Origin of the sequence: Streptomyces aurantiaciflavus, from assembly GCF_049808595.1 — a bacterium.
Taxonomy (GTDB): Bacteria; Actinomycetota; Actinomycetes; order Streptomycetales; family Streptomycetaceae; genus Streptomyces.
Genome location: NZ_JBNCAQ010000027.1, coordinates 42,777 through 57,476, shown reverse-complemented (window position 1 = coordinate 57,476; position 14,700 = coordinate 42,777). Strand labels below are relative to the sequence as shown.

Here is a 14,700-nt window from a genome sequence, read left to right as displayed (position 1 = left end):
CAGGGGAGGAAACCGGCCAGGGGGGCCGGAGAAAACCGGTCGATGAGCCCCCGGCCGACGGGGAAGGATGCGGGCATGACCGTGCGTCCGCTGCCTTCGAGTACTCCGTCCGTCCAGGGTGTCGACGCCTCCGGCGTCCTCGCGTTCCTCGACGCCGTCGACGCGGCCGGGCACATCGAGCCGCACAGCCTGATGATCCTGCGGCACGACCACGTCGTCGCCGCCGGCTGGTGGGCGCCGTACGCCCCCGACCGCCTCCATCTGCTGTACTCGCTCAGCAAGAGCTTCACGGCCACGGCCGCCGGGTTCGCCGTGGCGGAGGGGCTGATCCGGCTCGACGACCCGGTGATCTCCTACTTCCCGGAGTTCGAGGCCGACATCACCGACCCGCGCAGCCGGGCGATGCGGGTGCGGCACGTGGCGTCGATGGCGAGCGGGCACGAGGACGAGACCTACGAACGGGCGGCCGCGCTGGACTCGGACGAGCTGGTCCGCGGCTTCCTGCTGCTGCCGCCGGAGCGCGACCCCGGCACGGTGTTCGCCTACAACCAGCCCGCCACGTACACCCTCGCCACGATCCTCCAGCGGGTCACCGGCCAGTCGCTCACCGACTACCTGCGCCCGCGCCTGCTCGATCCGCTCGGCATCGGCGACGTCGCCTGGCTGACCTGGCACGGCCGCGAGGTGGGCTTCAGCGGCCTGCACGGCACCACCGACGCGATCGCCCGGCTCGGCCTGCTGTACCTGCGCGAGGGCGTGTGGGAGGGGAAGCGGCTGTTGTCGCGGGAGTGGGTGGCCGAGGCGACCAGCGCGCTCGTCCCGACGGCGGGGGCCGTCGAGGACACCGAGCAGCCGGACTGGCAGCAGGGATACGGCTTCCAGTTCTGGCAGTCGCGGCACGGCTACCGCGGCGACGGCGCCTACGGCCAGTTCTGCCTGGTGCTGCCCGAGCAGGACGCCGTCATCGCCATCACCTCGGCGACCACCGACCTGCAGGCCGTGCTGGACCTCGTATGGCAGCACCTGCTGCCGGCCTTCGGGCCGCGGGCGCTGACCGGTCGGGACGCCGTCGACGCGGCCCTCGCCGACCGCCTCGCCCGCCTCGCCCTGCCGCCGGCCCCCGGCAAGCCCGCGCCGCCGGACCGGGCGGGCCAGTGGTCGGCCGCGGAGTTCACTCCGTACGGCGGTGTCTGCGCCGACCAGCCGAGCCTGACCGGCGCCGTCGTCACGGCGGACGCGGACGGCTGGACGCTGACCCTCGTGGAGGAGAGCGGCCGGCTGGGCCTGCGCCTGGACTCCGGCGGCTGGAGCGTGGCCGAGGAGCCGGTGCCGACCGCGGTGAGCGGCGGCTGGACCGACGGCGCCACCCTCGTCGTCGACGTCACGTTCCTGGAGACCCCGCACCGGCTGCGGGTGACGTGCTCCCTCGCCGGGCGGACCTTCACGGCACGCTGGGCCACCGAGCCGCTGCACGGCGGGCCGCTGCGCCGGCTGCGCGCGCCACGCCCGTCAGTCTGAGCCGGGCCGGAAGGTCTTCAGGAACGTGGTCAGGGCCTGCTGGTTCGCGGCCTTCTCCCAGTCCGCGGCGGGTGTCGACCAGCGCAGCGAGAAGCCCCGGTGTCCGCCGAGGAGGAAGCCGCGGCCGAACGTGCGCACCCGCGTGCCGTCGACGTCGACGAGCCACTCCATGTCGGCCGCCTTGTACCCCTGGTACGTCGTCGCCTCGATGTCACCGATGCGCCGGAAGCCGTACTCCTGGCGCAGGCCCGGTTCGACGGTCTCGCGCCAGACGGCCACCGGGTCGGGACCGACCCGTTCGCTGTAGGTGACCGCGAGCGTGCGCGGGTCGCCGGACGCACCGAAGGTGACGCGGTAGGCGAGGTCGGAACTGCGCGAGGTGTCCAGCCGCTTCCAGCCGTCGGGCAGGGCGACGGAGAAGCCCTCCGGCGCGCGGTAGACGCGGAAACCGGCCGGCAGGGCGTCGGTGGAGGGCGAGGGGGAGGGGGAGGGCGAGGTGGCCGGGGGGCTCGGCGGCGCGGCGGGGGACGACGGGGTGACGGTGGCGGTGGGCGTCGGGTCCGGCGAGTCCGTGACTCTGTCGCCGACGTCGTCGCCGGTCGGGGCCGGGGTCGGGGAGGCGGAGGGACGGGCCTGCGCGCCGCCGGACGCCGTCTCCTCGGTGCCGGGCAGTTGGCCGGTCGTGGCGAGCGCGGCGACCGCCACCGTGACGACGGCCAGCGCCGTCCCGGCCGCCATCGCCCGGCCGCTCCACGGCGGACCGACCAGCCGGGTGATCGCGAACGCCCGCCGCAGCGGGGGCGTGCTCATCGCGTGCGGGTCCTCGTCCAGGACGCGGGCGAGTGCCTGCCGCACCACCGGCCGGGTGAGCCGCTCCCGCGAGTCCTTGCGCAACAGTCCCTGCACCGTCGGGCCCAGCGGACCGGCCCGCAGCGGCGTCCGCAACGGCAGCCGGTCCACGCCCTTCAGCGTCGTCTCCGGCCGGTCCCGGTCCCGGTACGGGGGCCGCCCCTCGACCATCGTGTAGAGGATCGCGCCCAGCGCCCACAGGTCGGCCGCCGGCCCGATCCGCTCGTTGCGGGCCTGCTCGGGGGAGGCGTACGCGGGGGCCGCCAGGCGCGGAGCGAGCGTCGCGCCCGCGAGTCCGAAGCCGGTGACGACGACCGGGCCGCGGGCCCGCACGAACACCTGGCCGGGACTCAGCTCCCCGTGCGTGATGCCCTCGCCGTGCGCCGCCTCCAGCACGTCGAGCAGCTCCAGCCCGATCGCCGCCGCCCGGGGAGGCCTGAATCCGCCCTTCTGATCGAGGAGCTGACCGAGCGGCAGCCCGTCGATCCACTCCGTGACGGTCCACAGGAAACCCTCCTCGGCCATGGCGTCGAGCACCGTGGCGACCCGGCCGGGGCACACCTGCGTCATCGTCTCGGACATGCGCACCACGCGGTCGGCGGCCTGCGCGGCCTGCGCCGCCTCCTCCGCGCTCTGGCCGACGGGCAGCCCGATGCGGGTGACCAGACACGGCCGCGCGTCCTCGACGTCCTCCCCGTACCAGCTGACCCGGTTCGTCTCCTGATGGACGACATCGAGGAGCCGGTACCGCCCGGCGACCAACTCGTGCGTGGAGACGTTCGCCTTGACCATGGTCATCCCTCGCTGAACCCCCGGCTGCTCACCTTTCCCATGGGTACGACCGCCGAGAGGGGATCCGTTCAAGGGAACGGCAACTCCGTCGCGATTCCTGTCTTTCATTCAAGAACGCCGGGCATATGTGCGAGGAAAACAAATTACCGGGAGCCGTCCGGCGGTGTAACCAGCGGTAAACGGCCCTGAGGTGGCTTCGGGCGATCCCTCCGTCGGGGGCGGTCCATTTCCCGCCGGAGGCCGTCTCGAAGATTTTCCTTTCGCACCGCGGCCCGAATTGCTCGGCCCGGGACGACATGTCCGTCGTCGTCGCACGGCCGCCGCGGACCACCGGTCGCGGCCCCGCGGGTTGCCGACGAGGCGCGGACCACCTCAGGGGGGCCGCCGGGGCGTCAGGCGCCGAAGAGCTGCGTCCAGTACGTGCCCGCCGGGCCGCCGCCCGCGAAGCCGACGCCGATGTGGGTGAAGGCGGGTCTGAGGATGTTCGCGCGGTGACCGGGGCTGTTCATCCAGCCCTCCACCACCTCCGCGGGGGAGCGCTGCCCGCAGGCGATGTTCTCGCCGATCGTCCGCCGACCGGACCCCGCCGCCGCGGCCCGGTCCCACGGCTGGCCGCCTTCGGGCGAGGTGTGGGAGTAGAAACAGCGCGCCACCATGTCCGCGCTGTGCCCCCGCGCGGCCGTGGCGAGCAGCGGGTCGACGGCGAGCGGGCGCAGTCCGGCCCGCGCCCGCTCGCGGTTGGTGAGGTCGACGACCTCCGCCTCCGTCCGGGCGAGCCCGCCCGGTGTGAGCGGGCTCGCCCACAGGGCGGTCCAGTACGTGTCGCCGGTGTGTCCCTGCCTGGCCTGCGCGAGGCCGACGTGGGTGAACACCGGGTCCTGGAGGGTGCGCCGGGGCCGGTCGGCGCGCAGGCAGTAGGCGACGAGATCGGCGGACGTGCGCGGCCCGGAGACCAGGTGCTCGCCCACGGCGAGGTACTGGTATCCGGCGGCCGTGACCCGCTGGTGGACCGAGACGCCGTCCGCTCCCTCGCCGCCGAGCCGCCCGGCCGCGGCCATGGCGGCCGCATGCGACCGGGCCGCGGAGACCAGGCGGGCGTCGAGGGAGACGGGAGGGGAACCGGCCGAGGCACGCGCGGGGTTGACCAGCGCGAGGAAGCCGTCCGCATCGGGGGCGGCGGTCGGGCCGGAGGGCTGTGCGAGGAGGGTGGGGGAGGGAGTGGGAACGGAGGGCTGTACCCGGAGGGTGGGGGCGGGGCGTGTGACGGACGGCTGTGCGGGAGCGGGCCGGGGCATCGGCGCGGGCTCGTCCTCCACGACGTCCACCCCGAAGTCCCGTGCCAGCCCCGCCAGTCCGTCCGCGTACCCCTGTCCGAGCGCCCGCAGCTTCCATCCTCCGCCCCGCCGGTAGACCTCCGCGAGCAGCAGGACCGTCTCCTGCCGTGCCGGTGGGGGCGCGAACCGGGCGAGCGGGCGGCCGCGCGGGTCGGTGACATGGAGGGTGGGGGCGGGCAGGCGGGCCAGCGGGGTGCCCGGCTCGGCGGCGCTGACCACCACCGTGACGCGGGTGGCGCCGGCCCGCAGACCGGCAGGGTCCAGCGTGAGCGTGTCGCCCCGGAGCCGGGCTCCGGGGGCCGTCGGCTGGTTGTAGAACACGAAGTCGCCGTCGCCCCGGACCTTGCCGCTGTCGTCCGTGACCAGCGCGCTGACGTCGAAGGGGCCGGGCACCCGGACGGCCAGGGCGCCGCCCGGGAGGGGCACGTTGCCCCCGGGGACCAACTCGCTCATCCTGCCGCCCTGCTGTCGTCGTCCGGGCCCCAGGGGGCCCGGTGCCTGTCCGGAGAACGGCCGGCAGAGCGGGCGGGTTCCCGGCCGCTGTCGGCCCCCGCCGGTCCGTCCGCCGGCTTGTCCACTGGTCCGTCCGTCCGTCGGTCGTGAGGTCAGGTACGGGGGCCCGCGGCGGCGATGTCCTCCGCCCGCTCGTAGGGCAGCACCACACCCCTGCGGGCCCCCGCCGCCGTCCCGCAGAACGCGGACTCCAGCGTGCGGAGCATCGCGTTGTGCACGCGCGCGTTGTTGGAGGCGTTCGCGAGCGCGGTCAGAGTGCGCCGCCCGTCGTCCGACGTGAACGCGTACGTGTAGTAGCCCTGTACGGCACCCGTGTGCCCGTACACGGACACCCCGCAGGAGAGGTCGCGCCGCCGCAGCCCCAGCCCGTACGCCTGCTTGGTGCCCGCCGGGACCCACCGGCGCATCTGCTTCAGCCCCGCGGGGGATGTCAGCCGGCCCCGCTGCAGTGAGGAGAGGAAGGTGTTGATGTCCCGGGTGCTGGAGATGAGCGCGCCCGCGCTCTGGGCCCAGGACACGGTCTGGCTCGTCGCGTCGACCAGGGCCGTGGCGGGGGCGTCGGGGGTGAGATAGCCGCGGGTGTGACGGCCGGGGATCTGGGTGGCCGGGTGGACGTAGAAGGTGTCGCGCAGCTTCAGCGGCTCGATGATCCGGTTCTGGTACTCGGTGCCCACCGGATGGCCGGTGAGCTTCTCGATGAGCATGCCCGCGACGACGAAGTTGGTGTTGGAGTAGGAGTAGGCGCCGCCGGGGGCGGTGGTGCGCGCGTGGCGCAGTGAGCGGTCCACCAGCTGACGGTAGGTGAACACCTTGGTGCGGACGGCCTCGAAGCCGGCGACGCTGCTCGCGAACAGGTCGTTGGTGTAGTCGTACAGGCCGCTGCGGTGGCTGAGCAGATGCCGGACGGTGATCCGGTCGTCGGGCAGGAGCCCCGGCAGGTACCGGTCGACCGGCGCGTCCAGGCTGAGCCTGCCCTCGTCGGCGAGTTGCAGCAGGACCACGGCCGAGAAGGTCTTGGTGACGCTGCCGATGCGGAAGCGGTCGGCGGTGCCGATGGCCCGGCCCGTCCGCCGGTCGGCGACTCCCACGGCCAGCTGGTGGACCGTGCCCTGGTCGTCGAGGCGCGCCATCGCGCCGGGCGCGCCCTGGCGCAGTGCCGTGCGCAGACCGCTCCGCAGGCCGGCGAGGTCGGCCTTCGCCGGTGCGGCGGCGGCCGTGGCGGGGCGCGGTTCCGGGGTCGCGGCATGGGCCGGAACCGTCAGCAGGGACAGCAGCGCCACCCCGAGCGCCGCACTCCCGCGCACCGCCCGTGAGCTCGTCCTTCGCTGTCTCCGCCGGTCGTTTGCTGATGCGAGATCAGTCACATTCACGCGAGGCAACCTTCTTCCGTTCCGTCACATCTCCCCAGCCGACGCACAGATGGCCACTCGCTGATCACTGTGCGGAGAGGTCGGCCAAAGTATCGCGGCGGAAGCGGTCAAAAGCGATGATTTCCGCTTTACATGGACATGCCTCGTCCGTAAGGGTGGCGCTCCGGGGGGCCGACCAGCCCCCTTGGCGCCAACGGCGCCATGTCCCAAGGCGGTTGGGCAGGCCCCGACCGCCTGAACGCAGAAGGAATCCTCACCAGTGCGGAGAGCACACATACGCAGCCTGGCGGTCGCCGTCGCCGTGACCACGGCCGCCACGGGCCTGACGGGCACCGCCCTCGCGGCCCGGCCCGCGGGGGAGGCCCCCGCCACCGCCACGACCGCCTCCCAGGCGGTCTCCGTGGTACGGGCGGCCCGCGCCGCCGCCTTCGCCCACGCCTCGGCGACCGGCGTCGCCCGGGGCGACGGCCTGCAGGCCCAGGACGTGATGATCGACCCGGAGGGCGGACGGCACGTCCGCTTCGTCCGGACCCACCAGGGAATGCCCGTCCTCGGCGGTGACCTCGTCGTCCACCTCACCGAGCGGCTCGGCTACGCGGGTGTCACCCGGGCCGCCGACCACACCGTCACCCCGGCGGTCACCCGGGCGAAGCTGACGGCCCACCAGGCCGAGGAGAAGGCCGCCGCCGTCGCGAAGGGCGAGGCGGAGAGCGCCGAACTCGTCGTGGACGCCCGCGGCGGCGCGAGCGCCCTCGCCTACCGGGTCCGCGTGACCGGCAGCGACACCACCGAGGCCGGCGGCTCCCGCACGGTCGTCGTCGACGCCCTCACCGGCACGGTCCGCAGCAACGTGCCCGACAGCGACGAGTTCCTCTCACCGCACCTGACCGACGCCCTGCGCGAGCGCGGCGAGACGCTCGACCCGGCCACCGGCACCGCCCCGCGGTCCGCCGGCCTGACCGCGGCCTCCTCGGCCGGCGCAGCCGCCCGCTACCCGTCCACGGCCACCGGAACCGGCACCTCCCTCTTCGCCGGCAAGGTCCCGCTCACCACGACCCGCACCGCGCGCGCCGCCTACCTGCTCAAGGACCCCACCCACTGGGGCACCGAGACACGCGACGCGAAGAACCAGGAGCTGGAGAACTTCGCCCGCGGCAAGGCGTTCACCAGCACCACCAACCAGTGGGGCAACGGCGCCGTCTCCAGCCGCGCCAGCGCCGCCGTCGACGCCCAGTACGGCATCACCAAGACCCTCGACTTCTACAAGAAGTCCTTCGGCCGCAAGGGCGTCGCGAACAACGGCAAGGGCGCCCGCGCCATGGTCCACTTCGGCACCAGGATCGCCAACGCCTTCTGGGACCCGGCCTGCGGCTGCATGCTGTACGGCGACGGCGACGGCCGGACGATCAAGAAGCCGCTCGTCGTCCTCGACGTCACCGGCCACGAGCTCACCCACGGCGTCGTCGACGCGACCGCCCGCCTGGAGCCGACGTACGTGGACACGCGGGGCAACCAGTACGGCGAGCCCGGCTCCCTCAACGAGTCGCTCGCCGACATCTTCGGAGCCGGCGTCGAGTTCGCCACCGACAACCCCAAGAACCCGCCGAACTACCTGATCGGCGAGAAGCTCGGCCTCGACCAGAAGTTCCTGCGCCGCCTGGACAAGCCCTCCCTCGACAAGCTCGAAGGCGCCATCGACTACTGGTCACCGGCCACGTACGACGCCGAGGTGCACGCCGGCTCCGGCGTCTCCTCGCACGCGTACTACCTGCTCGCCGAGGGCAGCGGCCGCAAGACGATCCGCGGGGTCGCCTACGACTCGGCGACCTACGACGGCGCTCCGGTCAAGGGCATCGGCCGCGCCAAGGCCACCGCGATCTTCTACCGGGCCCTGACCCGCTACATGGTCTCCTCGACCGACTTCCACGACGCGCGCGTGGCGACGCTGAAGGCGGCGAAGGACCTCTACGGAGCCGCCGGCACGGAGTACCGGACGGTCGACCGGGCCTGGGCCGCCGTCAACGTGACCGCCGCGAACACGCCGGCCGGCGGGCGCTGACGCGGGGAGGACCGGGGGTGCGCCCGCGAGGGGAGCCCGGGCGCACCCCGCCGAAAGGTGGGTCCCTCAGTTGTGCAGCGACCGCGTCCAGTCCGCCGGCACGCGTCCCGCCGGACCCGGCGCGGGCTGGTCCGCCGGATGGCTGACCGGCGGCGCCAGCTCGGGCCCGGACTCGTACAGCTCGTCGTTGTCGTAGTCCCAGAACCACTCCTCGCCCGGCTCGAAGCTGCGCACCAGGGGATGCCCGGTGGCCTTCCAGTGGGCGGTGGCGTGCTGGGCGGGGGAGGAGTCGCAGCAGCCGATGTGGCCGCAGGCCGCGCAGCGGCGCAGGTGGAACCACCAGCCGCCGGCCGCCTCGCAGTCGACGCAGCCGGTGCCGCTGGGCGGGACGTTCGGGTCGATTCCGTTGGCGGCGGTCATACGGGCTCCTCGGCGGTCTCGGGCTGCGGTGCGGTCTCGGATTCGGGTGCGGTCTCGGATTCGGGGGCGGTCAGCGGCAGGAGGACCTGGAAGCGGGTGTCGCCGGGCACCGACTCGACCTGGAGGCTGCCGTGGTGCTTGTTGACCACGATCCGCCAGGAGATGTCCAGGCCCAGCCCGGTGCCCTCGCCCACCGGCTTGGTGGTGAAGAAGGGGTCGAAGATACGGCTGCGGACGTCAGCGGGGATGCCGGGGCCGCTGTCGCGGAACTCCACCAGCAGCCGGTCGCCCTCCCGCGCCGTCCGGACCGTCAACGTGCCCTCCTCGCCGGCGCTGTTGATGGCGAAGACCGCGTTGTCGACGAGGTTCGTCCACACCTGGTTGAGCTCCGCCGGGTAGGCCGGGACCGGCGGGAGCGTGCGGTCGTAGTCCTTGACGACCTTGATGCGCTGCCCGATCTTCCCGGACAGCATCAGCAGGGTGCTGTCGATGAGTTCGTGCACGTCGACGACCCGGTAGGGGGCGCGGTCGAGCTGCGAGTACTGCTTCGCCGCGTCGACGAGGTGCGATATCCGGTTGGTGGAGTCGCCGATCTCGTCCATCAACAGCTCGGTCTCGACCGTGTAGTTGAGCCACCCGATCGCCCCCGGCAGGATGTCCTCGTCCACGGCCGCCGCGACCTGCTCCAGCCAGTCCACGTCGAGCCCGGCCTGCACGAAGGTCGGCGCGATCCGCCAGCCCTCCGGGATGTCGTGGTCGTCGAGCCAGTCGGTGAGCTCGTCCTCCCGGTCCGAGGCCTCCAGCGGGCTCAACGCCGGTGCCTTGGCGACACGTTCGGCCGTGCGCTCCTGGATCTCGATGAGCTCGGCCAGGGCCTCGGGCGAGTAGGGGCCCTGGGCTATGACGGCGAGCTTGTGCCGCATCTTCGCCACCCGCTCCCGCAGGGTCGCGGTGGCCCGCACGGCCGCCGCCGCGGGGTTGTTGAGCTCATGGGTGAGCCCCGCCGACAGCGAGCCCAGGGCGAGCAGCCGTTCCCGCTGCCCGATGGCCCGCTGGGCGTTCTTGGCACCGAAGAAGAGCCCCTCCAGCAGATGGGCCGCCATCGGGAACCACTCCTGCATGATGTCCGAGAACGACTGCGCGGGCAGCACGAAGAAGCGCGTCGGTTCCGTCACCCGCATCGAGTTCGTGTAGACCTGCGGCACCCGGTCCCCGAGGTACGCCTGCATGGCCCCCGCGTACACCCCGCGCTGCGAGGTGCGGCTCACCTCGACGTCGTCGCCGCCGACCCGGCGGTACAGCACGACCGTGCCCTCGAGCATCACGTAGAAGCAGGTCGCCGGATCACCCTCGGTGTACACGGGCCCGGCCTCGAACCGCTCCACCCGCCCGTCGCTGCACAACCGCCCGAGCTGCTCGGGGGAGAGCTTCTCGAACAGGAACAGCGAGCCGATCTCGCCCGGGCTGCACGGCATCAGCTGCCCGCTCACGACTGCTCCAGATACCGGTGGACGAGCATCACGGCCATGGCTCCCTCTCCGACGGCGGACGCGACCCGCTTGGCGGACTCCGCGCGCGCGTCGCCCGCCACGAACACGCCGGGGATGTTGGTCTCGAGGTGGTACGGCGGCCGGTCCAGCTCCCAGCCCGCGGGCGACCGCCCGTCGGGGGTGAGGTCGGGACCGGCGAGGATAAACCCCCTGTCGTCCCGCAGCACCGTTCCGTCGAGCCAGTCGGTCAGCGGCGCCGCGCCGATGAAGACGAACAGCCACTGCGCGTCGACGAGTTCGGTGTCCCCGGTCTGTGTGTCGCGCAGCGTCAGCTGCTCCAGATGGCCGTCGCCGTGCGCGGCCTCGACGACCGTCGTGGGGCGCACGAAGATGTTGGGCGCCTCGTTGATCTGCTGGATCAGGTAGTGCGACATCGACGCCGACAGGTCCGGCCCGCGCACCAGCAGCGTCACCGACTTCGCGCCCCGCGCCAGGTACATCGCCGCCTGCCCCGCGGAGTTGGCGCCGCCGACGATGTACACGTCGTGGCCCTGGCAGGAGGGCGCCTCGGTCAGCGCCGACCCGTAGAACACCCCGCAGCCGGTCAGTTCGCCGGTGCCGGGCGCCTGGAGCTGGCGGTACGACACCCCGGTCGCCAGGATCACGCTGTGCGCGGCGATCACCGAGCCGTCGGAGAACCGTACGACGCGCGCGGCGCCGCTGATCTCCAGTCCCGTGACCTCGCGCGCGGAGAGGATCTCGGCGCCGAACTTGGTGGCCTGCCGCCGGGCCCGGTCGGTGAGCTGCGCGCCGGACACGCCGTCCGGGAAGCCGAGGTAGTTCTCGATCCGGGAGCTCTGCCCGGCCTGCCCGCCGGTCGCCGACCGCTCCACCAGCACCGTGCGCAGCCCCTCGGAGGCGCCGTACACGGCCGCGCCGAGTCCGGCCGGGCCGCCGCCGATCACCACCAGGTCGTAGAAGTCGGCCGTCGGTGTCGTCGCCAGTCCGACGCGGGCGGCCAGTTCGGGCGCGTCCGGTTCGACCAGCGGTGTCCCCTCCGGGGTGATCACCAGCGGCAGCCGCTGCGCGTCCGCCCCGGCCGCCGCCAGCAGCCGGCGCCCCTCGGGCTCGTCGGCGGAGTACCAGCGGTACGGCACCTGGTTGCGGGCGAGGAACTCCCGCACCTCCGAGGAGCGCGCCGACCAGCGGTGCCCGACCACCTTCGTGCTGGGGACCGGCCGGTAGTCGCTGGCGTGCCAGGCCGCGAGGAGGTCGTCCAGGACGGGGTAGAGCTTCTCCTCGGGCGGGTCCCACGGCTTGAGCAGGTAGTGGTCGAGGTCGACGACGTTGATCGCGTCGATGGCCGCGTTGGTGTCGGCGTACGCGGTGAGCAGCACCCGCCGCGCGCCCGGGTACACGTCCAGGGCCTGTTCGAGGAACTCGATGCCGTTCATCTGCGGCATGCGGTAGTCGGCGAGGATCACGGCCACCAGGTCGCCGCGCAGCTTGAGCTCGCGCAACGCCTCCAGCGCGGACTCGCCGGACTCGGCGCGCACGATCCGGTACGAGGCGCCGTAGCGGCGCCGCAGGTCGCGGGCGACGGCCCGGGAGACCCCCGGGTCGTCGTCCACGGTCAGGATGACGGTCCGCGCTGTTTCGGCGGCCTGTGCCATACGTTTTCCACCCCGAGCGGTCGGACTCGCGGCACGGCGAAGCCCGCGCCGGCTCCGCCCATCGTATGTTCGATCGGCCCGGTTCGCGCCGGGAAGCGGGGGGCAGTGCGCTCAGGGCACATGCCGGGGCACGCACAGGCACATGGGCGGCCGGGCGTCAGCCCTTGCGCGAGCTCAGCACACAGAACTCGTTGCCCTCGGGATCGGCCGGCGTCACCCACGTCTGCTCGCCCTGCCCCGCGTCGGCGTGCCGGGCGCCGAGGGCCAGCAGCCGGTCGACCTCGGCGCGCTGGTCGTCCGGGCGGAAGCCCAGGTGGAGCCGGTTCTTGACCGTCTTGGACTCAGGCACCGGCACGAAGAGCAGGCCCGGGATCCGGTCCGGCGCCGGACGGATCTCGTACTCGCCGGGCGCGTCGTTCACCGTCACCCAGCCGAGGGCCTCGGCCCACCAGCGGCCCAGCGCGACCGGATCGGCCGCATCGACGATCACCTGTTCCCATTCCAAGGTCATACCGGGCAGCGTAGTGAAGACTGGGTCCGACGATCGACGCTATTCAGGGAGGCAGCGGGAATGACGGGCCCGATCACGGCAGGGGTCGACGGGACGGACGAGAGCCTCGCGGCGCTCGCCTGGGCGGCCCGGGAGGCCGTCCGGCGGGACCTCGCGCTGCGGGTGGTGCACGCCTGGGAGTTCCAGTCGGCCGCGCCGGCCGACGTGGCGGACCGGGACGCGCAGGAGCGGTGGGCCCGGGAGGCGGTCGAGGAGGCCGTCGCGACCGTCGCCGAGCAGCACCCCGGGCTGACGGTGACCACCGACGTCCTGCAGGGCCCGGCCGTGGAGACGCTGGTCGCCGCCGCCGCGGACGCCGAGTTCCTGGTCCTCGGCTCCCGCGGGCACGGCGCGATCGTCGGGTTCCTGCTGGGCTCCGTCGGACAGCAGGTGATCGCCGAGGCCGCGCGCCCGGTCGTCCTGGTCCGCGCCGCCGACAAGCCCAGCACCGAGGTGGCCGGACACGAGATCGTCGTCGGCCAGCACGGCGCCCCCGAGGACAGCGCCCCCGCACTGCGGTTCGCGTTCGAGACGGCGGCCGCCCGCGGCGCCACCGTCCGCGCCGTCCGCGCCTGGACGCTGCCGCCGGTGTTCTCCTACAGCCCCGCCTCGCTCAAGCTCCTCGACGACGCCGGTGGCCTGGAGCCGCACGAGCGGCAGGCGCTGGCCGCGGCCCTCGAGCCGTGGCGGGAGCGTTTCCCGGACGTGCCGGTCGTCGAGCACGTGGAGATCGGCAGCGCCGGGCAGGTGCTGCTGTCGGTGTCCGGGCGGGCCCAGCTGATGGTCGTCGGCCGCCGGGCCCACCGCACCGCGGTCGGCGCCCGGATCGGCTCGGTGGCGCACGGCGTGCTGCACCACGCCGACTGCCCGGTCGCCGTCGTCCCGCAGGAGTGACTCACTCCGGCAGGGTCGGCTCCAGCGTCTCGCGCGCCTTGGGCAGGATCTTCTCGATGTAGTCCTCGACGGCCGTGTCCAGCCCGATGTCGTGCTGCGCCCGCTCCGACAGGTACCAGCGGTGTTCGAGGAGCTCGTGGTAGATCTCCGCCGGGTCCATGGAGCCGCGCAGCTCGACGGGCACCGCCCGCACGGTCGGCCGGAACACGTCGCGCACCCAGCGATGGGCGAGGACCTCCGGGCGGGCGGCGAGCGGGTCGCCCGGCGCGTAGTCGTCCTGGGTCGCCATCCAGCTCTCCAGGTCGTTCAGCAGCCGTCTGGCCTGGTTCTCCTCGGTGTCCAGGCCGGTCAGGCGCAGCAGCTGCCGCTGGTGGTGGCCGGCGTCGACGACCTTCGGCACGAAGGTGACCGTGTCGCCGTTGGAGGAGTGCTCGATCTGCATCTCGGCCACGTCGAAACCCAGGTCGTTGAGTCGGCGGATCCGGCGCTCGATGTAGTGGTACTTGCCCGCGGGGTAGACGGAGGTGCGGGTCAGCTCCTGCCACAGGCTCTGGTAGCGGGCGCAGATCTCCATGCCGAACTCGATGGGGTCCACCGAGGGGTGCAGCGCTCCCGACGCCTCCAGGTCGAGCAGCTCGCCGCTGATGTTCACCCGGGCGAGTTCGAGGTCGTAGTCGCGCTGCCCGTTGCTCAGCTGCGCGTGCAGGTCGCCGGTCTCGGCGTCGACGAGATAGGCGGCGTAGGCGCCCGCGTCGCGCCGGAACAGCGTGTTGGACAGCGAGCAGTCGCCCCAGGCGAAACCGGCCAGGTGCAGCCGTACCAGGAGCACGGCGAGGGCGTCCATCAGCCGGTGCATGGTGGCCGGCCGCATGGTCGTCTCGAACATCGACCGGTACGGCATCGAGCCGCCCAGATGCCGGGTGACCAGCACGGACTCCAGCGGCTCGCCCGCGCTGTCGATGCGCCCGGTGACCACGGCCAGCGGGTCGACGGCCGGGATGCCGATCCGGTCGAGGTCGCGCAGCAGCTCGTACTCGCGCAGCGCCGGGCGCTCGGCGAGCTCCTTGACGGCGATGACCTCGTCGCCGGCCTGGGCGTAGCGCACCACGTGCCGGGAGATGCCCCGGGGCAGCGGCACGAGGACCTCCTCGGGCCACTGCTCCAGGGGGACGTGCCAGGGCAGCTCCAGCAGGAGGGCCGGGTGCTCCGGGTTGGTGGCGCTGATCTGCAAAGCCATG

Annotated in this window: 11 protein-coding genes; 3 read left to right on the top strand and 8 right to left on the bottom strand. The window is 73.3% G+C overall.

Translation table 11 applies throughout. The features are described 5' to 3' along the window. Positions 1-75: 75 nt before the first annotated feature. Entirely contained in the window at positions 76-1,518 is a 1,443-nt protein-coding gene (locus ACPT94_RS28825) for a serine hydrolase domain-containing protein (protein ID WP_425247190.1), read from the top strand. Here ACPT94_RS28825 and ACPT94_RS28820 read toward each other — a convergent pair. The 3 genes from ACPT94_RS28820 to ACPT94_RS28810 all read right to left on the bottom strand — a co-directional run bounded on the left by ACPT94_RS28820 (position 1,510) and on the right by ACPT94_RS28810 (position 6,310). Further along, positions 1,510-3,165: a serine/threonine protein kinase gene (locus ACPT94_RS28820; RefSeq protein WP_425247189.1), complete on the bottom strand. Its 1,656-nt coding sequence runs from the start codon at positions 3,163-3,165 to the stop codon at positions 1,510-1,512. The genes ACPT94_RS28825 and ACPT94_RS28820 overlap by 9 nt on opposite strands. A 386-nt stretch (positions 3,166-3,551) precedes the next feature. Then, positions 3,552-4,946 (bottom strand): CAP domain-containing protein, encoded by a 1,395-nt coding sequence (locus tag ACPT94_RS28815; RefSeq protein ID WP_425247188.1) that lies wholly within the window; start codon positions 4,944-4,946, stop codon positions 3,552-3,554. 152 nt (positions 4,947-5,098) lie between these two features. Further along, positions 5,099-6,310 (bottom strand): serine hydrolase domain-containing protein, encoded by a 1,212-nt coding sequence (locus ACPT94_RS28810; protein ID WP_425247187.1) that lies wholly within the window; start codon positions 6,308-6,310, stop codon positions 5,099-5,101. Between the two features lie 325 nt (positions 6,311-6,635). Here ACPT94_RS28810 and ACPT94_RS28805 point away from each other — a divergent pair, with 325 nt between their 5' ends. Then, a complete protein-coding gene (locus tag ACPT94_RS28805; protein ID WP_360339208.1) occupies positions 6,636-8,435 on the top strand; it encodes a M4 family metallopeptidase in 1,800 nt (599 codons plus the stop codon). A 66-nt stretch (positions 8,436-8,501) separates the two neighbouring features. On the opposite strand, the gene ACPT94_RS28800 is transcribed toward ACPT94_RS28805, so the two are convergent. From ACPT94_RS28800 to ACPT94_RS28785, 4 genes are all read right to left on the bottom strand, one after another. Next, positions 8,502-8,855: a UBP-type zinc finger domain-containing protein gene (locus ACPT94_RS28800; RefSeq protein WP_360339205.1), complete on the bottom strand. Its 354-nt coding sequence runs from the start codon at positions 8,853-8,855 to the stop codon at positions 8,502-8,504. After that, entirely contained in the window at positions 8,852-10,330 is a 1,479-nt protein-coding gene (locus tag ACPT94_RS28795; protein ID WP_425247207.1) for an ATP-binding protein, read from the bottom strand. The genes ACPT94_RS28800 and ACPT94_RS28795 overlap by 4 nt, the downstream gene beginning before the upstream one ends. 11 nt (positions 10,331-10,341) lie before the next feature. Next, entirely contained in the window at positions 10,342-12,018 is a 1,677-nt protein-coding gene (locus ACPT94_RS28790; protein WP_425247186.1) for an NAD(P)/FAD-dependent oxidoreductase, read from the bottom strand. A gap of 157 nt (positions 12,019-12,175) precedes the next feature. Continuing rightward, positions 12,176-12,529, bottom strand: a complete 354-nt coding sequence (locus ACPT94_RS28785) for a VOC family protein (protein WP_425247185.1) — start codon at positions 12,527-12,529, stop codon at positions 12,176-12,178. 60 nt (positions 12,530-12,589) lie between these two features. Between ACPT94_RS28785 and ACPT94_RS28780 the strand changes: the two genes are divergently transcribed. Further along, positions 12,590-13,462, top strand: a complete 873-nt coding sequence (locus tag ACPT94_RS28780; RefSeq protein WP_425247184.1) for a universal stress protein — start codon at positions 12,590-12,592, stop codon at positions 13,460-13,462. Between the two features lies 1 nt (position 13,463). On the opposite strand, the gene ACPT94_RS28775 is transcribed toward ACPT94_RS28780, so the two are convergent. Continuing rightward, a complete protein-coding gene (locus ACPT94_RS28775) occupies positions 13,464-14,699 on the bottom strand; it encodes a DUF4032 domain-containing protein (RefSeq protein ID WP_360339191.1) in 1,236 nt (411 codons plus the stop codon). Between the last annotated feature and the right edge of the window lies 1 nt (position 14,700).

Coding starts and splice junctions, on each gene's coding strand:
- ACPT94_RS28780 (WP_425247184.1), top strand. CDS start 12,590: ATGACGGGCCCGATCACGGCAGGGGTCGACGGGACGGACGAGAGCCTC.
- ACPT94_RS28820 (WP_425247189.1), bottom strand. CDS start 3,165: ATGACCATGGTCAAGGCGAACGTCTCCACGCACGAGTTGGTCGCCGGG.
- ACPT94_RS28815 (WP_425247188.1), bottom strand. CDS start 4,946: ATGAGCGAGTTGGTCCCCGGGGGCAACGTGCCCCTCCCGGGCGGCGCC.
- ACPT94_RS28800 (WP_360339205.1), bottom strand. CDS start 8,855: ATGACCGCCGCCAACGGAATCGACCCGAACGTCCCGCCCAGCGGCACC.
- ACPT94_RS28785 (WP_425247185.1), bottom strand. CDS start 12,529: ATGACCTTGGAATGGGAACAGGTGATCGTCGATGCGGCCGATCCGGTC.
- ACPT94_RS28825 (WP_425247190.1), top strand. CDS start 76: ATGACCGTGCGTCCGCTGCCTTCGAGTACTCCGTCCGTCCAGGGTGTC.
- ACPT94_RS28795 (WP_425247207.1), bottom strand. CDS start 10,330: ATGCCGTGCAGCCCGGGCGAGATCGGCTCGCTGTTCCTGTTCGAGAAG.
- ACPT94_RS28775 (WP_360339191.1), bottom strand. CDS start 14,699: ATGGCTTTGCAGATCAGCGCCACCAACCCGGAGCACCCGGCCCTCCTG.
- ACPT94_RS28790 (WP_425247186.1), bottom strand. CDS start 12,018: ATGGCACAGGCCGCCGAAACAGCGCGGACCGTCATCCTGACCGTGGAC.